At 41.0% G+C, this 19,143-nt stretch carries 17 protein-coding genes and 1 pseudogene; 3 read left to right on the top strand and 15 right to left on the bottom strand.

Going from position 1 to position 19,143, the window contains the following annotated elements:
* Window positions 1-229: 229 nt before the first annotated feature.
* The 14 genes and pseudogenes from hemL to ORD22_RS07935 all read right to left on the bottom strand — a co-directional run bounded on the left by hemL (window position 230) and on the right by ORD22_RS07935 (window position 15,901).
* Entirely contained in the window at window positions 230-1,522 is a 1,293-nt protein-coding gene (gene hemL / locus ORD22_RS08000; protein ID WP_317645397.1) for a glutamate-1-semialdehyde 2,1-aminomutase, read from the bottom strand.
* Entirely contained in the window at window positions 1,523-2,503 is a 981-nt protein-coding gene (hemB, locus tag ORD22_RS07995) for a porphobilinogen synthase (RefSeq protein WP_317645396.1), read from the bottom strand.
* Window positions 2,500-3,264, bottom strand: a complete 765-nt coding sequence (locus ORD22_RS07990; protein ID WP_317645395.1) for a uroporphyrinogen-III synthase — start codon at window positions 3,262-3,264, stop codon at window positions 2,500-2,502. The genes hemB and ORD22_RS07990 overlap by 4 nt, the downstream gene beginning before the upstream one ends.
* On the bottom strand, window positions 3,257-4,186 hold the full coding sequence (hemC, locus tag ORD22_RS07985) for a hydroxymethylbilane synthase (protein WP_317645394.1): 930 nt from the start codon (window positions 4,184-4,186) through the stop codon (window positions 3,257-3,259). The genes ORD22_RS07990 and hemC overlap by 8 nt, the downstream gene beginning before the upstream one ends.
* 15 nt (window positions 4,187-4,201) lie before the next feature.
* The gene (gene ccsA, locus ORD22_RS07980) at window positions 4,202-5,032 is read right to left on the bottom strand and encodes a cytochrome c biogenesis protein CcsA (RefSeq protein ID WP_317645393.1); all 831 of its coding nucleotides are present in this window, start codon (window positions 5,030-5,032) and stop codon (window positions 4,202-4,204) included.
* Window positions 5,033-5,292: 260 nt separating this feature from the next.
* The gene (gene hemA, locus ORD22_RS07975; protein ID WP_317645392.1) at window positions 5,293-6,669 is read right to left on the bottom strand and encodes a glutamyl-tRNA reductase; all 1,377 of its coding nucleotides are present in this window, start codon (window positions 6,667-6,669) and stop codon (window positions 5,293-5,295) included.
* A 129-nt stretch (window positions 6,670-6,798) separates the two neighbouring features.
* Window positions 6,799-7,380 carry a ribosome biogenesis GTP-binding protein YihA/YsxC gene (yihA, locus tag ORD22_RS07970; protein ID WP_317645391.1) on the bottom strand — a complete coding sequence of 194 codons (582 nt, stop codon included), beginning with the start codon at window positions 7,378-7,380 and terminating at the stop codon, window positions 6,799-6,801.
* On the bottom strand, window positions 7,377-9,698 hold the full coding sequence (lon, locus tag ORD22_RS07965; protein ID WP_317645390.1) for an endopeptidase La: 2,322 nt from the start codon (window positions 9,696-9,698) through the stop codon (window positions 7,377-7,379). Before lon ends, yihA begins: the two co-directional genes overlap by 4 nt.
* A 127-nt stretch (window positions 9,699-9,825) precedes the next feature.
* Window positions 9,826-11,094 carry an ATP-dependent protease ATP-binding subunit ClpX gene (gene clpX / locus ORD22_RS07960; RefSeq protein WP_317645389.1) on the bottom strand — a complete coding sequence of 423 codons (1,269 nt, stop codon included), beginning with the start codon at window positions 11,092-11,094 and terminating at the stop codon, window positions 9,826-9,828.
* A 192-nt stretch (window positions 11,095-11,286) separates the two neighbouring features.
* A complete protein-coding gene (gene tig / locus ORD22_RS07955; RefSeq protein ID WP_317645388.1) occupies window positions 11,287-12,564 on the bottom strand; it encodes a trigger factor in 1,278 nt (425 codons plus the stop codon).
* Window positions 12,565-12,812: 248 nt separating this feature from the next.
* The gene (locus ORD22_RS07950; RefSeq protein ID WP_317645387.1) at window positions 12,813-13,763 is read right to left on the bottom strand and encodes a tetratricopeptide repeat protein; all 951 of its coding nucleotides are present in this window, start codon (window positions 13,761-13,763) and stop codon (window positions 12,813-12,815) included.
* 248 nt (window positions 13,764-14,011) lie between these two features.
* Window positions 14,012-14,258 (bottom strand): annotated as a pseudogene (locus ORD22_RS07945) (LacI family DNA-binding transcriptional regulator); the annotation flags it as partial.
* Between the two features lie 32 nt (window positions 14,259-14,290).
* Complete coding sequence (locus ORD22_RS07940) at window positions 14,291-15,211, bottom strand: diacylglycerol/lipid kinase family protein (protein WP_317645386.1); 921 nt, start codon at window positions 15,209-15,211, stop codon at window positions 14,291-14,293.
* Between the two features lie 63 nt (window positions 15,212-15,274).
* Window positions 15,275-15,901 (bottom strand): SIMPL domain-containing protein, encoded by a 627-nt coding sequence (locus ORD22_RS07935; RefSeq protein ID WP_317645385.1) that lies wholly within the window; start codon window positions 15,899-15,901, stop codon window positions 15,275-15,277.
* Window positions 15,902-16,021: 120 nt separating this feature from the next.
* On the opposite strand from ORD22_RS07935, the gene ORD22_RS07930 reads away from it, so the two are divergent.
* Complete coding sequence (locus ORD22_RS07930; protein ID WP_317645384.1) at window positions 16,022-16,237, top strand: hypothetical protein; 216 nt, start codon at window positions 16,022-16,024, stop codon at window positions 16,235-16,237.
* A gap of 138 nt (window positions 16,238-16,375) precedes the next feature.
* Here the strand turns inward: ORD22_RS07930 and ORD22_RS07925 are convergent, their stop codons facing one another.
* Window positions 16,376-17,002 carry an HD domain-containing protein gene (locus tag ORD22_RS07925; RefSeq protein ID WP_317645383.1) on the bottom strand — a complete coding sequence of 209 codons (627 nt, stop codon included), beginning with the start codon at window positions 17,000-17,002 and terminating at the stop codon, window positions 16,376-16,378.
* Between the two features lie 275 nt (window positions 17,003-17,277).
* Here ORD22_RS07925 and ORD22_RS07920 point away from each other — a divergent pair, with 275 nt between their 5' ends.
* Window positions 17,278-17,913: a DUF1232 domain-containing protein gene (locus ORD22_RS07920; protein WP_317645382.1), complete on the top strand. Its 636-nt coding sequence runs from the start codon at window positions 17,278-17,280 to the stop codon at window positions 17,911-17,913.
* A gap of 92 nt (window positions 17,914-18,005) precedes the next feature.
* On the top strand, window positions 18,006-19,025 hold the full coding sequence (locus ORD22_RS07915; RefSeq protein WP_317645381.1) for an LCP family protein: 1,020 nt from the start codon (window positions 18,006-18,008) through the stop codon (window positions 19,023-19,025).
* The last annotated feature ends 118 nt before the right edge of the window (window positions 19,026-19,143 follow it).

Genomic DNA, 19,143 nt, shown 5'->3' with positions numbered 1-19,143 from the left:
ACAACAGCTGGCTTCCAGACGTGGAAGTCATGCCTGTGGAGGCTCCATGTCAAGTCGCCCTTTTGATAGAAATAGCAACGGAATAAACAAGCGGAAAGAGAATAGTGAGCGGTTTCTAAAGATGTCTACTTGACAGGGTGTAAGGCACAACGACCAAACCGCGCCATTCCTCGAACATATTGAACGCACAAAAAAACACCAGACAAGTCTATCTGCCTGGTGCTCTAAATTATCTCTTCAATTTTTCAAACACAGTATGGAATGCTTCCACTGTTTTCGCAATATGCTCTTCTGTATGTGCTGTTGACAAGAACATTCCTTCAAACTGGGAAGGTGGTAGGAAAATACCTTCTTCCGCCATCAGACGGTAATATTCAGCGAATAACTCTAGATCAGAGGTTTTAGCTTTATCATAATTATTGACGCGCTCATTTGTAAAGAAGAATCCAATCATTGATCCCGCGCGGTTAACTGTATGCGGAATATTATTGGCAGTAGCTGCTGCACGGAACCCTTCTTCTAGTTGATCGCCTAGCTTAATAAAGCGCTCATAAGATTTCGGTGTTAACTTCTTCAACGTCTCGATTCCTGCAGTCATCGCTAGTGGATTTCCAGATAATGTACCTGCTTGATAAACCGTTCCTGCAGGTGCCATATGCTCCATAATCTCTCTCTTCCCACCGTATGCTCCAACAGGTAAACCGCCACCGATTACTTTTCCAAGGCATGTTAAATCAGGCTTGACGCCGAAATGACCTTGTGCGCATTTATACCCTACACGGAAACCAGTCATGACTTCATCGAAAATCAATAACGTACCATTCGCTTCTGTCAAATCACGTAAACCTTGCAAGAATCCGTGATCTGGACCAACAACACCCATATTACCAGCAACTGGCTCGACAATAACGCCTGCCAAATCGTCTCCAAATCGTTCGAATGCTTCTTTAACACTTGCTAAATCATTGTAAGGAACAGTAATCGTGTTTAGAGCGATTGATTCCGGTACACCCGGGCTGTCAGGCAAGCCTAACGTCGCAACGCCAGATCCCGCTTTAATCAGTAATGAATCCGCGTGCCCGTGATAACAACCTTCAAATTTCAAGATTTTATTACGCTTCGTATAACCTCGCGCCAAACGAAGTGCACTCATTGTAGCCTCTGTACCCGAAGATACCATACGTACCATTTCAATAGATGGTACACGGTCAATTACAAGTTCTGCTAACTCGTTTTCAAGCAATGTAGGTGCTCCGAAGCTTGTTCCTGTTTCAGCAACTTTCTGAATTGACGAAACAACATCAGGATGTGTGTGACCCAAAATAAGGGGACCCCAAGATAATACAAAGTCGATATATTCATTGCCATCGATATCTTTGATGATAGCACCTTTACCGCTTTCCATGAAAATCGGATCCATATTGACGGATTTGAATGCACGAACTGGAGAGTTCACGCCACCAGGCATAAGATCTTCCGCTAATTTGAATGCTTGTTTTGATTTCGAATAGTTATTTCCCAATTACTTCTCCTCCAACCAGCGAGCGGCATCTTTTGCATGATACGTCATGATAATATCCGCGCCTGCACGCTTCATACTTGTCAACGTTTCTAGTACAATTTTCTTTTCATCCACCCAGCCGTTTAACGCTGCAGCTTTGATCACCGCATACTCACCACTTACGTTGTAAGCAACGACTGGTAATAGCACATGATTCTTCACATCACGGATAATATCTAAATACGATAGCGCGGGTTTAACGATTAAAAAGTCTGCACCTTCAACAATATCAGACTCTGCTTCACGCAAAGCTTCCATACGGTTCGCTGGATCCATTTGATAAGTTTTTCGATCACCAAATTGTGGAGTTGAACCTGCCGCTTCACGGAATGGACCATAATAAGCCGAAGCATACTTCACCGCATACGACATAACTGGAATGTGTTTAAATCCATTTTCATCAAGCGCTTGACGAATGACGGCAACAAAACCATCCATCATATTCGAAGGTGCAATAATATCTGCTCCTGCTTGCGCTTGACTCACCGCCGTTTTTGCAAGTAGTACGAGACTTTCATCATTATCCACATCTTCTCCATGCACCACACCACAATGTCCGTGGTCAGTATACTCACATAGACAAGTATCCGCAACAACGACCAGGTCCGGATGACGCTCTTTTACGGCACGCGTCGCACGCTGAATAATTCCTTGATCGCTATATGCACCCGTTCCAAGTGCGTCCTTTTCAGTCGGAACACCGAATAGAATAATGGATGGAATGCCGAGTGCTACGACTTCATCTGTTTCTAGAAGCAATTGGTCAATTGAAAACTGATCGATTCCAGGCATAGACGCAATTGGATTACGAACGTTCTCGCCTTCTGTTACAAATATGGGATAAATGAAATCCGCTGCTTTGAGTTCTGTCTCTCGCACCATTGAGCGCAAGTTTGCGTTTGCACGAAGTCTGCGGTGACGCTTAAATTCTACTGGATTCATTTCATTACTTCCTTTCCTTTAGCTAGCGCGTGGACTAGCTCGACTAATGTGTACGTTTCAGGTTTTACGTGTACAGGCGCGCCTACTTTTAACAATGCGCGTTCTGTCACATGACCGATTGCGCATATCGTAAAACCGCTCCATGTCGTCTTCGGGGCAATGCGCGAAGAAAAGACTTCGACTGCAGACGGACTAGCGAATAATACGGATACTTGATCTTTATGGGTGATTTGTCGAATCAGTTTGTCTATTTCACTCGTTGTGCTTTTCGTTTGATAGACGGTCCACTCGGAAACATGGAATGGTAGTTGTTCCCTAATCAAACTGCCTGCGAGCGAACCTTTCAAAAACACGACATGCAATTTTTCGGATTCATTTGGTTTGAACTGCTTGACGAAGACATCCGCACTAAAAACACTAGGAATGAACGACACCGTAAAGCCAAGCTTATCAAGTGCAGCGGCTGTCCTCGTTCCAACAGCCGCCACTTTTCCTTTAAATATTTCTGAAGACACTTGAAAGCGTTCCATTTTTGCACGAAATGCCGCAACAGCGGATTGGCTAGTGAAAATTAGCCAATCTGCTTTCATTGCTTGTCGAAGTTTTTGTAAATCTGCTTTCTTTATCACTTCTTCCACTTCAATCAATGGAATCGAAATCGGCGTACCACCGTAGGATTTAACCAAATCGGCAGCTTCCTGAGATTTCGGGGTACCTGTGAAAATAACCGTTTCCCCTAATAACGGTAGATCTTTACGCATCCATTTCCGCCTTCACTTTCTCGATAACTTCAGCGGCCCCTTGATCACGTAAAAGTTTACTCACTTCTTTACCAACGGCAATCGGGTCTGTTCCTTTCACCGTTTCACGGAAGACTTCAATCGCATCAGGAGAAGCAATGAAACCTGTTAGCTCAACTTCTTTTCCATCATACTTTGCGAATCCTGCGATTGGAACTTGACATGAACCATCCATTTCATTTAAGAATGTACGTTCAGCTTGTAGTTCTATCCACGTATTTTGGTCTGTTAGCTTAGACAATTCACGGAGTAATTCAGCGTCATCTTCACGACACTCAATCGCCAATGCACCTTGTCCAACAGCTGGGATACAGTCTTCAAGCGATAAATGTTCCGTAACAATATCCTCGTCCCAGCCCATGCGCTTCAGTCCCGCAGCCGCTAAAAGAATCGCATCATATTCGCCATCACGCATTTTACGTAAGCGTGTGTCGATATTACCACGGATCCACTTGATTTCAAGATCAGGACGTAGCATCAATAGCTGCGAACTACGACGTAAGCTTGACGTTCCGACGACTGCACCTATAGGCAAGTCCATGAAACGAACATGATCATTTGCGATATACGCATCGCGCGGATCCACACGTTTTGGAATACAGCCAACTGTTAAACCAGCAGGGATTTCTGCAGGCATATCTTTCATACTATGAACTGCAAAATCAATTTCTTTATCAAAAAGCGCTTGTTGAATTTCTTTAACGAATAATCCTTTGCCGCCGACTTTCGACAACATGACGTCCAGAATCTGGTCACCTTTCGTAACGATTTCTTTCACTTCAAACTCAAATGGTGCACCTGCTTGCTTCATTTGATCGATAAACCAATTTGTTTGCGTTATTGCCAATTTACTTCTGCGGGAACCTACAATAATTTTTCTCACTAGACTCTTCCTTCCTTATATCCATATATGAAATTGAGACAGCGTGCTGCCTAAAAAGAAATTTACGACGGTTAATAGAAATGCAAAAATCGTCATCCAAGCAAACTCCATCGACTGCAGTTTCCCTTTATAGTTAAAATACACTACGGATGTATAAATCAGTAATACCGCGAACGAACCCATAATTTTAACATCCCACACAGACCATTCGGAAAGTGCGACGTATGCCCACTGAACACCGAACAATAAGCTGACGAATAAAATAGGGATGCCTGTATAAATAGACATTTTCATACCCATCATCGTCTGATGTAAATTCGGAAGGCTTGAAAATCGTTTCGTCCATTTTTTCTTCTTTAATACTTTATAAACGATTAAATATAAGACCGCAAAGACAAATGCTAGGGCGAACACCGCGTATGAGAGGATCGCTGTCGTAATATGAATAAATAATACTTCGGATATGAGTGAATCTCCGACTGTAGAAGCTGAGTATTTCAAGTTTGAAAATACGTGAATCATTAAGAACCCAAATCCGATAATGTTCGTAAAGAAGACCATGAAGTTCACTCGGTAAATGAGTTGGAACACGATCGATAGGGTGACTAGCAACCAGACGTAAAAATAAATTCCTTCGACTAACGATAGTACTGGGAACCGTTTCATCTCAATGATATACAGTGATAGTATAGCGGTTTGAGTCACCCAGACAGTAACGATTAGCCAGAATGCTATGCGTTGCATGGCTTTTTGTTTTTTAATATAGTCTATTAAATAAAAGACAAGTCCGAGGGCGTAAAGGACAATCATGAATTCCTGAAGCCTTGCCATTGTCAATTCCACCATAAGTTATTCTCTGCCTTTCGAGCGGATCCCTCTCTTTTTGCGTTTCGAGCTTTTCCCCTACATTGTCTCAAACGTAAGGCCATTCCTGCAAATTAATGCATCTATAGTGTTAAAACACTAAAATCAACTTCACTAACTTACTTCAGCACACTTGAAAAGTATAACTTATTTATAAGTGCATGAATGTTGTAGTAAATCCACAAACAAAAAGGAGCTCTGTATCGTTCTTGTGAAAGAGCAGATACAGAACCACCAGTCAATTAGTATAAGTAATTTAATTCGTTTGTGTTAAGTTCTTTGTTCTTTTCATCTGCACGCTTTTGCAGGCGCTTCTTTGCTTGAACGCCTAACTGCTCTTTTTCTGCGACTACATCTTCCGCTATACCAAAGATTTGTTCGAATAGAGCTAGTTTTTCTGCAGCCTTTTTGTCAGTAGACAACTCTTTCACCTGTAGAATCGGTTCTTTAAGCAATTGATTGATGATGGATTTCGTGTGCTTGTTCAGCACTTTCTTTTCGCGTTCTGTTAAGTCTGGCATCTTATTTTCGATACTGAGCATTGTTTCGCTTTGAATGCGGTTCGCCTTTTTACGCAATGCGGAAATCATTGGAACTACCCCTAGAGTCGATAGCCATTCTTTAAAAGCAACGACTTCGCCTTCGATCATTAGACCAATTTCATTTGCTGCACGTTTGCGTTCTGCAAGATTTGCTTCAACTATTCCTTGTAAATCATCGATATCGTACAAGAACATGTTTGGTAGATCACTGATTTTCGGATCTAAGTCTCGTGGAACTGCAATATCTACTAAGAATAAAGGCTTCCCTTTACGTAACTTCTCAACGAAGCCCATCAGTTCAAAGTCAATGACATACTCTGTTGACCCAGTTGAACTGATTAGAATATCCGCTTCAAGCAAAAGACATTGCAACTCTTGCATAGACTTCGCTTCACCGTCGAACTTCGCAGCTAGTAACTCTGCTTTGGAGAACGTACGGTTAATCACAGTGATCTTACCTACGCCGCTTCCTTGCAAGTTTTTAACAGCTAGCTCACCCATCTTACCAGCACCTAAGATGGCGATATGTTTATTCTTCAATGAACCAAAAATTTTCTTTCCAAGTTCTACAGCAGCATACGAAACAGAAACGGCATTTTCACCGATTGCTGTTTCTGTATGAGCTCTTTTCGCAGTAGTAATTGCTTGCTTGAACAATTCATTGAAAATGGTACCTGTAGTACCGATTTCTTGAGCGGCTAGGAAACTGCTACGAACTTGTCCCAAAATTTGAGTTTCGCCAAGTACCATAGAATCGATACCAGCAGCTACTCGTAATAAATGTTCAACAGCGCCATCTTCTTCATGAATAATCAAGTGAGTGGAGAATTCCTCGATTGGAATAGAAAACCAATCCGCAAGAAATCGTTTTATATAGTATCGTCCTGTATGAATCTGATCAACTACCGCGTAAATTTCTGTGCGGTTACAAGTGGAAATAATAATGTTTTCCAAGATGCTCTTTTGCTGTTGCAACGTTTGCATCGCTTGTGGTAGTTCAGTTTCGACGAATGATAATTTCTCTCTAATTTCGACAGGGGCGGTTCGGTGATTGACACCGACAACAACTGTATACATTAGGTGCTCACACCTTTCAAAAATCTTTTCGTACATTCATTATAGCATACATAGTGATGTGCTCGGAATACAAATTGTGAACATCGTTTGACGTCATTTTAGCCATAACTGTCTTAGATGTATAGTAAGTTACATACGACTTTCAATTTCACGCCAAGCTTCTTCCATACCTAATCCTAATTCAGATGAAAAAACGATTAGTGGATGGTGTTTTTGCATATTCAACGTAGTACGCACAATTTTCTTATGCTTTTCCCATTTCCCTTTTGGAATTTTATCCGCTTTAGTCGCAATAACAATTGTCGGAATATTGTAATGTGTCAAGAAATCATACATCATGCAGTCATCTTGGGATGGTGGATGGCGTAGATCGACAATTTGAATGACCGCACGTAACTCTTCACGTCCAGTTATATAACGCTCAATCATTCCACCCCAAGTTTCACGTTCTGATTTCGAGACTTTCGCATAGCCGTAACCTGGGACATCGACAAAAAATAGTTGTTCTTCAATTTTATAAAAGTTCAACGTTTGAGTTTTTCCTGGTTTAGATGACGTGCGCGCCAAACTTTTGCGACCAATCATCTTATTAATGAATGAAGATTTTCCGACATTCGAACGCCCAGCTAACGCAAATTCCGGATAGCCTTCTGTTGGATATTGTTCGGGTCTAACTGCACTCATAATCATTTCTACATTATGGACTTTCATTTCTTTTCCTCCAAAGCGATATCGAGTACTTCATGAGCATCCGACACGAGTTTAAATGTTAGTTCTTCGCGTACACTTTCTGGTATATCATCTAGATCACGTTCATTGTCACTCGGAATAATGATTGTACGTAAGCCTGCACGATGGGCACTAAGCGTCTTCTGCTTCAGACCACCTATGGGCAACACACGCCCGCGCAATGTCACTTCCCCTGTCATACCGACTTCACGGCGCACTGGTCGTTCCGTCAACGCGGAAACTAATGCAGTAACGATGGTAATCCCCGCAGAAGGTCCATCTTTTGGTGTAGCCCCTTCAGGAACGTGAATATGGATATCCCATTTTTCATGGAACGTAGGATCAATGTCAAACTGCACGGCTTTTGAACGCACATACGATAATGCGGTTTGAGCAGATTCCTTCATGACATCCCCGAGTTTTCCAGTCAGCAATAACTTTCCTTTACCCGGTGATAAAGAAACCTCGATTTGAAGTGTATCTCCACCAACCGCTGTATACGCAAGTCCTGTAGCCATCCCGACTTGGTTGACTGTTTCAGCTTGTCCAAATCGGAAGCGCTTTTTACCAAGCAACGATTCCAATGTTTTCGAGCTCACCGTCAGACTTTTCTTATCTTTAGCAAGGATTTGACGTGCAGCTTTACGGCAAATACTTGCCACTTGACGCTCCAATGAACGAACGCCAGCTTCACGCGTATAATAACGCACGAGATCTAATACAGCTTGCTCTTTGAAGCGCACTTGAGACTTCGTCAATCCATGCTCTTTCAATTGTTTCGGAATTAAGTGACGAAGTGCAATCGACTGTTTCTCCTGTTCCGTATATCCAGGAATCGAAATGACTTCCATACGGTCGCGTAACGGTCCTGGAATCGCACCTAGGTCATTCGACGTTGCAATGAAAAGAACATTGGATAAATCATACGGTTCTTCAATGTAATGGTCGCTGAATGTACTATTTTGCTCTGGATCTAATACTTCCAGCATTGCGGAAGATGGATCTCCACGGAAATCGTTGGACATTTTATCGATTTCATCTAGTAAGAACACCGGATTGATCGTGCCCGCTGTTTTCATACTTTGTATAATACGGCCTGGCATCGCACCTACATATGTGCGGCGATGGCCACGAATTTCAGCTTCATCACGCACACCACCAAGCGAAATACGCACAAACTTGCGACCAAGTGATTCTGCAATCGAACGTGCCAATGACGTTTTTCCGACTCCCGGCGGTCCATCCAAACAAAGAATCGGTCCACGCAATGAATTGGTCATCTGACGCACTGCTAAAAACTCCAAAATCCGCTCTTTGACATTTTCTAGTCCTTCATGATCACGATCTAAAATTGCTTCTGACCTAGATAAGTCCAACTGGTCTACAGTTGCATTAGACCATGGTAACGTGATGAGCCATTCAATATAGGTACGGATAATCCCACTTTCCGCAGAAATAACTGGAATCTTTTCAAAACGTTCCAACTCATGCTCTGCAGCTTCTTTAACACTTTCAGGCATTTTGGCTTCTTCAATTCTCTTCTTCAGTTCTGCCACTTCAAGCCCTTTACCATCTTTATCGCCAAGCTCTGTCTGGATTGCTTTTAGTTGTTCACGCAAATAAAATTCTTTCTGCGTGCGCTCCATTGCTTCCTTCACTCGCTCATTGATCTTTTGTTCGAGTTCCATAATTTCCTGTTCGTTATACATACGAGTAATTAACCAATCTAAACGTTTCTGAACATCTGTCATCTCCAGAATTTCTTGTTTCGCCGATAATTTCAACGGAAGATTAGATGCAATCATATCAGCTAAACGTCCGGCATCAGGGATTTCTGCTGCTGTTTGCAACGTTTCGTCAGATATACGCTTACTATTCTTCGCATAGCGTTTAAATTGTTCAAGCAACATCCGCATCAACGCTTCAGTTTCCGCATCTTTTTCCTGATTCTCTTCGTATCCAACGATATTAACCACTGGAAAAAGATCCGCCTCTTCATACGAAATCCATTCTGCACGATGTAAACCCTCTATTAAGACGCGATATGTACCATTAGGAAGTTGTGTCATCGATTTAATCGTAGCTAATGTCCCGATACGATGTAAATCTTCCATCTCAGGATTTTCTAAACTAAGATCAATCTGCATCGCTAAAAATACTTGGTGATCTTCAGATACAGCTTGTTCGAGCGCGTAAATCGAACGTTCTCTGCCAACATCAATATGTAAAACCATTGTCGGATAAACAATCACTCCGCGGAGTGGCAATAAAGGTATGTTATTTTTTTGAATACTCGGCATTGCAAGCCACCTCCAGTAAGTTATGTATGTATTGACTGAATACTAATGCAATCATATGTAAGAAAAAAGCCGACTGCCTAGCGTGGAATTACGCATCGGTAGAGCCGGCTTTTTTGCCTTTTCGGCGTTATGCGGTATTTTTTTCTTTGTCGTTATCATATACGGTTCCATCTTCTTTATAAAGAATAGGAGTTGCTTTACCGAGGACTGAATCCTTCGTAATGATACATTCCTTCACTTCTTCAAGTGATGGTAATTCGTACATAACATCTAACATGATGTTCTCAATAATTGAACGCAATCCACGAGCACCCGTCTTACGCGCTATTGCTTCTTTTGCGATTTCGAGTAATGCATCTTCTTCAAATCGAAGAGCTACATCATCAAGTTCGACCATCTTTTGGTATTGTTTAACGATCGCGTTTTTAGGTACTGTTAGTATTTGATACAGAGTATCGACATCTAACGAATCTAAAGTAGCAATAACAGGTAAACGACCGATAAACTCCGGAATCAAGCCGAATGCTTGGAGGTCTTCTGGAATCAATTTAGACAACAGACTTTCATTTTCATCAATCTCTTTGTTAGGATCTGTGCCGAAACCGATAACCTTGCGCCCAATACGACGCTTAACGATGTCTTCAATGCCGTCAAATGCTCCACCGACAACGAACAAGATATTTGTCGTATCGATTTGTAAGAACTCTTGGTGAGGATGCTTACGTCCGCCTTGTGGTGGCACGCTAGCAACTGTTCCTTCCAAGATTTTCAGCAATGCTTGTTGAACACCTTCACCCGATACATCGCGTGTGATTGACGCATTCTCAGACTTACGAGCTACCTTATCAATTTCGTCGATGTAAATAATTCCTTTTTCAGCTTTTTCAATATCGAAGTCAGCTGCTTGAATCAATTTCAAGAGAATATTTTCAACGTCTTCCCCAACATAACCAGCTTCAGTTAGAGAAGTCGCATCTGCAATTGCGAAAGGAACGTCCAGTATTCTAGCGAGCGTTTGTGCTAGTAATGTTTTACCACTACCAGTTGGCCCAATCAAGACGATATTCGATTTTGCCAACTCTACATCATCAATTTTACTGCCTGAATTTACACGTTTATAGTGATTATAGACAGCTACAGCGAGTGATTTCTTTGCACGATCTTGTCCGATGATATATTCATCGAGGATGCTTTGGATTTCTCTTGGTTTCGGAACATCTTTCAATTCAAAGCCTTCTTCTAGCCCGACTTCTTCTTCAACGATTTCCGCACAAAGTTCAACGCATTCATCACAAATATATACACCTTGACCTGCTACTAATTTGCGGACTTGATCTTGTGATTTTCCACAAAAAGAACAGCTTAGGTTATCGTTTTCATCATTAAATTTGAACATTATGCTCACCCCTATTCAAGTGAATATACTACAAGATTACCATGACTTTATCAACTATTTAGAACTTGACGCTAAAATATGTATGCGCTTTACATTTTAGTCTGTGGAGTTTTCCAATGACTATACACGTAAGCTTTTTAAGAAAAACAAGGCACGGGTAAACCGTACCTTGTTTCATCTATTATTGAGAAATTAGTTAGTAACTTTTGCGCTATCTACAAGCAATTGAACTGTCTTGTTGAAACGCAGGTCATTTTCAAGTACAGATGTGCCGCCAAGAGTTGTCTTGATTTGCTCAATTTCCATACCAAATTGCTCTGACATTTTCTCAAGTTCTGCATTGATTTCTTCTTCTGTTACTTCAACGTTTTCTGCAGCACCGATTGCTTCAAGTGTTAATGAAACGCGAACGCGGCTTAACGCATCGTCTTTCATTTGGTCGCGAAGAGTTGCTTCGTCTTGACCTGAGAATTGGAAGTACAGTTCAAGGTTCATGCCTTGCATTTGTAGACGCTGTTCAAAATCTTGCATCATTTCAGAATCGATCATCGCTTGTGGAATTTCCATTTCAGCGTTGCTAGCTGCTTGTTCTACTAGGTCGTCACGAAGAGCTGTTTCAGAATCATTCTTCTTCACTGCTTCAGCTTCTTCTTTCAACTTCGTGCGTAGTTCTTCAACTGAAGAAACACTCTCGTCAAGTTCTTTAGCCAGCTCATCGTCAAGTGCTGGAACTTCTTTAAATTTGATTTCGTGAACTTTCACTTTGAATGTAGCAGGTTTTCCAGCTAATTCAGCTGCATGGTATTCTTCAGGGAAAGTGATTTCGATTTCTTTCTCTTCTCCCGCTTTCATACCAACTACTTGCTCTTCAAACCCAGGGATGAATGATCCAGAACCGATTTCAAGATCATAACCTTCTGATTTCCCACCTTCGAATGCTTCACCATCAGCGAATCCTTCAAAATCGATTGTAGCTGTGTCGCCTTCTTCAGCAGCGCCATCTTCTTTAACAACCATTTCCGCAAGACTTTCACGGCGTTGTTCTAGTTGAGCGTCAATTTCTTCTTCAGTTACTTCTGTAGACTGACGAGTTACTTCAAGACCTTTGTATTCGCCTAATTTTACTTCTGGCTTTAAAGCGATAACTGCTGTGAATACAACCGGCTCGCCTTTTTCTAGCTTTTCGATGTCGATTTCAGGTGCTGCGATTGGCTCTACGTCAGCTTCGTCAACTGCTGCAGAGTAAGCTTCTGGAAGTACAATATCAATCGCATCGTTGTAAAGTGATTCTTCACCGTACATTTTGTCGAACATCTTGCGTGGCATTTTCCCTTTACGGAAACCTGGTGCCTGTACTTTCTTTACAACTTTTTTGAACGCTTGATCTACTGCTTCGTTGAAACGTTCTACAGAAACTTCAAATGTAAGTTTCCCTTGACTACCTTCTAATTTTTCCCATTTAACTGTCATATGTATGACCTCCAAATCATTTAAACAACTAGTACTCGTTTATTTTAATCAATTATACCTTCGCCTACTTGCTTTCACACTTTATCGGTACTACTTGAAAAAGTCTTCTGCATCTATCGAAGGCTTTACCTGAATTCAGCTATTTTTCGTTACCGTCCGATGCATGATAACGGGGCTGTAGACAGATAAACAGTTGACAACCATTTTAGTATAACATAGTCTAATCATCTTTCAAGATTTTTTCCTTATCAGCTATCCATTTCCTCATCGACCGAACGTACGAACTGCAGCAGTGCGGTTTCATCAACTATTTTACCGTAGAGTAATTGCTTCGCATACGCTATATATGCTTCCGCTACTTCCTCCGCCGTATAGGGTCCCCAGTGGAATGGAAATAGTAAGACACTGTACTTCAAGATTAGATTAACGACTAGTTCACTAGCTGTTGGATCTTTTTCAAAACGCGATCGAGCTATGAATTGTACTTCGTCTATGAATTGATCATTTTCAGGCGAGATCAGTCTAGTGGGCTTCGTCTCTGTTTCAAAATGATATTTTCTTATATGGACTGGCTCATCCGAACCACCTTCTTGCAATAAAAGAAGCGCATACGTCTTGACAATCGGCAAATTCTCTTCGAACTGAACAATTTCTTCAAGCAATCGTATATAAGGCTCCAATTTTTGGTTTTGTAACGACAGCAGGAAATCCTGTTGTTCATGAGGCGACAGCTGCACGAACTCTTCTATCTTAATTATTGGTTCTTCAGTATATGCTGAGTCTTCTATATAACGTTTGGATAATCTGCCGTTTAGTTCCCGCAAATACCGGAATTTCTGAAGACTATGTTCTGGAATCATTTCTTTTTCCATCAATCCCTGAATCGTCAGTTCGACTTCTTCATATTGTTGCAATTGAATGGAGATGGATAAATACAACTCCAAAATTTCTATATAATTACCTGATTGATTTCGCATCGAAAGAAGCGCAAATTCTTTTGCGCGTTTATACTCCTTCATCTCATATAAGGAAATTGCGAGTAAATCCAATACAGACGTATCTTTAGGATTAATATCTAAGATCGCCTCAAAATGCTCAATCGCTTCATCATGGAGATCTCGCTCCATCGCTTCTTTACCTTTTCGATGCAGTCGTTCCATCGTTCCAGGAAAGACGATTACATTTCCTTTTTTTATCACTGGTCTGCGTTTTTTCTGCAACGCCATTCACCTGCCTGTTCGGTAATACTATAGCATAGCAGGTAAAAGAGTTTCCAGTTCTGGATATTCCTAATTACTATCTAATTATTCTACAACACAAATAGCGCTAAAAGCAGTGGATTAGACGCCAGATTAGCCATAAAACCGCCACCATATGCTTTTCTCGATTCTTCAATCGTCCATAACTTCAAACGGATATTCGGATCAAATGACACGGGAATATCATTAGCTCGAATGATTTCAGTAGAGAACGTAAGCAAAATATTTGCCACAATAATGCCTATCGTATTCGACTCTTTTCTTTTTAAACTTCTCGCCATGTTGTTCGGAATATATCCTAGTTCTTCTATAGACTCCTGTATTTTCACTTGGGTTGTTTCAGCCATGTACTCGTATCGTTTATTGATAAATTGTGAAACAGTACTTTTGGAGACGCCCGCTTTTTTTTGCTACATCAGCCATTGTCACCTTCATTGCACTTCACCTTTAAAAATCAACCGTTCGTATCAATCAAAGTCCGCCACAAAAAACTTCCTCAAATCGACCGCACAAACAACCGATTGATGAATCTTCGTCGTCCCTATATATTCACCATCCGTATGACAACCCACTTCCCGAGCGGCATCGATGACGAACTTTTTACCCTTGTACGCAGACACACCCTTAAATCGTGTGTGTCCACCCGTAAATACTAGTAAAAAAACGAACAAGAACTTAATCACCGGAATTGAATGTACTACCGTCAATTCGAATTTTCCATCATTGTTCACGGAATGTGGTGATATCTTCATACCTCCACCAAAATATTTTTGATTGCTGACAGTGATCAACCAACAATCTTTAAAAACTCTCTCCTCATTACCGATTTTGATAGTCGCGTCAAAAGGTTTGAAAAGCAGCAATGAACGCACAACGGTCAATACATACACTAGACTGCCAAGCTTCCATTTATTCAATGTTTTCTTCAATTTCGATTGACTAACCGCCAATGATATCTCAGCATCTAACCCAAATCCGCAGCTACCTGCAAAATAGAGAGTTGGTTGATCGGACAGTTGCACATAACCTAAATCCACTTTCTTTCGTTTTACGGACGTTTCTTCTATATAAGACTCGATATCCGCTAGACTGCGAAAAGTAGAAACACCCCGTGCAAAGTCATTGCCAGAACCTGCCTTCACAACACCTACCGTCACATGAGTACAGCCTACTATTCCATTCAACACTTCATGAATTGTGCCGTCGCCACCGATTATGATTAGCAGCAGTGGATTGGTGTGCTGTTGCGCAGCTCGTCTAGCTAATTCTGTAGCATGTCCGCGGAAACACGTGAATTCATGGGGATAAGAGTGGGCTCTTAATTCTTTCCACACAACTAGCCCCTTCCCCTCTCCCGCTTGTTCGTTAATGATAAACCGTACGTCCATACACGCCCACCTCTTTCGAAAGCTTTCTCTCATAGTAGCAGACGATGAAACGCTACACTAGACTTAAACGATTCGGTATTTTACTAGCAAACTTGCACTTATCGTTAATGTGCCGGACTCAATAGGAGTCACGGTGTCAGCCATCGCCATAGCACGGAACGCAACAGGCTGTGATGTATGTTGTTCCTCCACTTTCATTACTAGCGGTCGGTTTGCTAGTTTCAATGAAGAACCAATGGTCACCATCTTCGTTTCTGCATCATGTAAAGCTAGAGTTAATGCTTTTTGATAGAACTCGTCTGAATTTTGTACAGTAAAATCAATCGAGCCGATTTGATTTACACCGTTTTTCACAGCTGTATCTACAATCTCACCCACTTTTGAAAGTTCATTGCTTGTAATCCTGATTGTATTGACGACTTCATACCCACGAAAAACTTGTTCGCCGTTGATGTAATCATTGACTGGACGAATTTGATAGTCAATCGTTTGAATAGCGGGCTCTGGAATACCTAACTCGACTAGTGAACCGATGACTTTATGCATATTCTGTGCATTTTCTTGCTGAATTTCCTGTAACTCCATCCCTCTTGTTTGTACAGTCAAAACAATATGGACTGTATCTGGAGTTACTTTCACTGCACCTTCACCAAAAACTATGATCATACGGTTTTCTATTTCGTTATACACATTCAACACACTCCTTTTTATTAGTACTATTTCTATGCTAGCAACCTAACTCATCATGCGTGCAGTACCAATTTCCACATTTCTTCATAAAATAGGTTAAAAGGTTTGGGAGGTTTTCACATGAGCGATAACTCCAATCAAAACAACCCACCCAATGAAACACAAATTGCGAAACTCGCTTTACTTGGCGAATCCATCAGCCTGTTCGGTCAAGCGATTACTACACTTGCTGCGTACCTCGCGCTTGAAGCCGAAGAGGAGGAAGAGAATACAAATACACAGATGCAAGCACAGATTGATTATTTGTTGAGTGAAATGGACCAGTTGAAGAAATGAATCCATAATTCAACGAAAAAATCCTCATGCCACTTTATTCTAGGCATGAGGAATATTGTTTGATTGAAAAGTTCATTTGTTTTCTCTTTTTAACAAACACAGTCCAGAATAGGCATTCGACTTTCGTAGCCGGATTGCTTATTCAATTTCATTTTTAAGCTGTTGTAAAAATGCTACCATAAAGTCGTGTCGTTCTTTTGCGAGCCGTTTTCCTTCCTTTGTAACCATTAAATCTTTTAACAACAATAACTTCTCATGAAAATGAGTGACCGATGCGGTTTCTTTTGATCGGTATTCGGAAGCCGACATAGTCATTCGCGCGCCTTCTTCAAAGTCGTATAGCTTCCTTCCACGCGCACCACCGAATGCAAAGGTTCGTGCGATTCCAATCGCCCCTATTGCGTCCAGTCGGTCAGCATCTCGGACAATCGCCCCTTCAATCGACGTAATATCTTTTGCGTGACCACCGTTAAATGACACGCTTTCTATGACAGATAAAACCATTTCGATTAACTCAGTAGAGGAACCAATTTTTTTCAATATCCCTCTTATCGTGAAGTCGTGGACCGATTCATATTTTGCGTCTTCTACATCATGCAGTAAGACCGCTAGCCGAACGACTAGTTTATCAGCTCCTGTTTCTGTCAGTAAGATCTTCTCCGCATTTTTCATTACACGATCTATATGATCCAAATCGTGACTAGCATCGTATCGGTTATAAATGTCTTCCACTAGAAGTCTACATTTTGCTACCATTTCTATCATTGTATCCCTTCCTCTCTTTCCCTATAATTATATGCAAATACGCGGTAGAAAAGCTGTCTAATCTTTTATAGTATGCGTCTTTTAACGAATGGAACGGCCGTAATGGTAGAATATACTTTGAATAACAAGGCTTATAATAAAATATTATTCGACAAGTAAAAACTATTTATCACAAACGTTGACAATTTGTCAACGAACCTATAAAATCTTTGAGAGTGCAAGAGGTAATAATCAGGATGTGTTGGCTCCTGTTTTTTTCGAAGGGGGTTCATCTTATGTTAGAAGTTCATTCCGGTCATTCCATTGGGCAATTATTACGTACGACGTTGGATGAGCACTCATTATCGATGCGCAAACTTAGCGAATTGACCGATATCGACACCGCAACAATTTCCCGCATCATCAACGACAAAAGGAAAGCGACGCTCGATCATCTAGAGAAGTTTTCAACCGTTCTTGCTATTCCATTAACTACACTATTGCAGGCTTCTGGCTATTCTGTAGATCCAGAAAATGATTCGACAATCGTTTATGATCAGACAATTCAGCAGTTAGTGAATACGTCGGGGCTATTGTCTGCTGATATTTCTCTCTCTCAAGTAGAGTCACAATTAGTAGAGTATGAGGATTATGTACATACAACAGAAGGTAAGCAAAGAGTAGTATATGAGTTTACTAAAAAACTTGAGTCTGCCGGCGGAGTTGGTCCGCTTGCTGATCAAATGAAAAAACTATTTAACCGCTTCAAAACACAAAACGGCAATGCACGCGAACTCGCTATTATCGGCAGCGCTTTACTTTATTTCATCGTGCCTATCGATGTTATACCAGACTATTTATTCGCAGTTGGGTATCTCGATGATGCAGTCGCTGTTCAAATCGCTTCTAGCGAATTAATGAAAAATTCATAATTAAATGAGTAGGTGGCACATTGAAAAAAAGAGAGACTAAAAAAATTAAAAAAAGAAAACTAAAGAAAAGTGTCAAACGAACATTGTTTCTGATGTGCATGTTTTTTGTCGCAGCAAGCGGACTATACTTTGCATACCAATACAATAGTGGTGTTTCTTTAGCAAATGATGAGGCTACAAATGAAATCCAAACAGGACTAAGCGATAACAGTACGATTTACGATCAAAACAGTCAGTTCAATCCGTTTGAAGGAGCAGATGCACAATTCGGAGAGATCAACGTCCTACTCATTGGTAACGATGCAAGAGGCGACGAAGATGGTGCTCGTTCAGACGTATTGATGATTGGACATTATGACCAAGACACAAAAAAAGTGAAACTTGCCTCACTTATGCGAGATACATATGTAGAAGTGCCAGACTACGGCATGCAGAAGATTAACGCGGCCTATTCTCTTGGTGGTCCTGAGTTAGTACGCCAAACGATTAAGCAAAATTTTGATGTAGATGTACAATATTATGCAATCGTTAATTTTGAAGGTTTCTCGAAAATTGTTGATGTCATCGCTCCCGATGGTATTGAGGTAAATATTCCTTATGAGATGTCACACGGAATCGGCATGACACTAGAAGCAGGCGAACAATCATTAAACGGCGATCAACTACTTGGTTATGTCCGTTTCAGACACGACATTCATAGTGATTTTGGCCGCGTTGAGCGTCAACAAGAAGCGTTATCCAAACTAAAAGATCAAGCGATGAGCGTCAATACATTACTAAACTTACCAAAGTTAATGGGCGTGATTGAACCATATATAGAAACGAATATTGACAGTAAAACATTATTTACTATTGGTAAAGGTTTGCTTGCAGGCGGTAAATCCAACGAAGTAGAGTCACTGCGTATTCCAGTAGAAGGATCATTTACTAACGAACGTGTAAATGTTGGTGCTGTTTTAGCTATTGATGCGTATACAAATAGAGAAGCACTAAAAGATTTCTTATCGACAGATGCACAGAAAGAAGAAGAAAAAGAAGTTACAAAAGAAAAGATAGATTCTACAGAAACAGATGAAGTTATATACTATTCCGGATCAGGAAATAAGGAGTAACAAGAGATTTTAGTTTCCTAGACAAGATCATAACACCGCGGAATCATTAGCGACATATAAACAGAGACATTCTTTATGCTTGAAGTAAATAGACATAAACCAAAGCCCCTCTCGATTT

This window comes from Sporosarcina sp. GW1-11 (assembly GCF_033088395.1).
In the GTDB taxonomy this organism is placed as follows: Bacteria; Bacillota; Bacilli; order Bacillales_A; family Planococcaceae; genus Sporosarcina.
This window is presented reverse-complemented; position numbering and strand designations above follow the sequence as displayed.

What these genes read in the sequence shown, in the direction of transcription:
- hemA (WP_317645392.1), bottom strand. Translation starts at nt 6,669, where the DNA reads ATGTATACAGTTGTTGTCGGTGTCAATCACCGAACCGCCCCTGTCGAA.
- ORD22_RS07920 (WP_317645382.1), top strand. Translation starts at nt 17,278, where the DNA reads ATGTTAGAAGTTCATTCCGGTCATTCCATTGGGCAATTATTACGTACG.
- hemB (WP_317645396.1), bottom strand. Translation starts at nt 2,503, where the DNA reads ATGAATCCAGTAGAATTTAAGCGTCACCGCAGACTTCGTGCAAACGCA.
- ccsA (WP_317645393.1), bottom strand. Translation starts at nt 5,032, where the DNA reads ATGGTGGAATTGACAATGGCAAGGCTTCAGGAATTCATGATTGTCCTT.
- ORD22_RS07990 (WP_317645395.1), bottom strand. Translation starts at nt 3,264, where the DNA reads ATGCGTAAAGATCTACCGTTATTAGGGGAAACGGTTATTTTCACAGGT.
- ORD22_RS07915 (WP_317645381.1), top strand. Translation starts at nt 18,006, where the DNA reads ATGTGCATGTTTTTTGTCGCAGCAAGCGGACTATACTTTGCATACCAA.
- yihA (WP_317645391.1), bottom strand. Translation starts at nt 7,380, where the DNA reads ATGAAAGTCCATAATGTAGAAATGATTATGAGTGCAGTTAGACCCGAA.
- ORD22_RS07930 (WP_317645384.1), top strand. Translation starts at nt 16,022, where the DNA reads ATGAGCGATAACTCCAATCAAAACAACCCACCCAATGAAACACAAATT.
- ORD22_RS07925 (WP_317645383.1), bottom strand. Translation starts at nt 17,002, where the DNA reads ATGATAGAAATGGTAGCAAAATGTAGACTTCTAGTGGAAGACATTTAT.
- lon (WP_317645390.1), bottom strand. Translation starts at nt 9,698, where the DNA reads ATGCCGAGTATTCAAAAAAATAACATACCTTTATTGCCACTCCGCGGA.
- clpX (WP_317645389.1), bottom strand. Translation starts at nt 11,094, where the DNA reads ATGTTCAAATTTAATGATGAAAACGATAACCTAAGCTGTTCTTTTTGT.
- ORD22_RS07940 (WP_317645386.1), bottom strand. Translation starts at nt 15,211, where the DNA reads ATGGACGTACGGTTTATCATTAACGAACAAGCGGGAGAGGGGAAGGGG.
- tig (WP_317645388.1), bottom strand. Translation starts at nt 12,564, where the DNA reads ATGACAGTTAAATGGGAAAAATTAGAAGGTAGTCAAGGGAAACTTACA.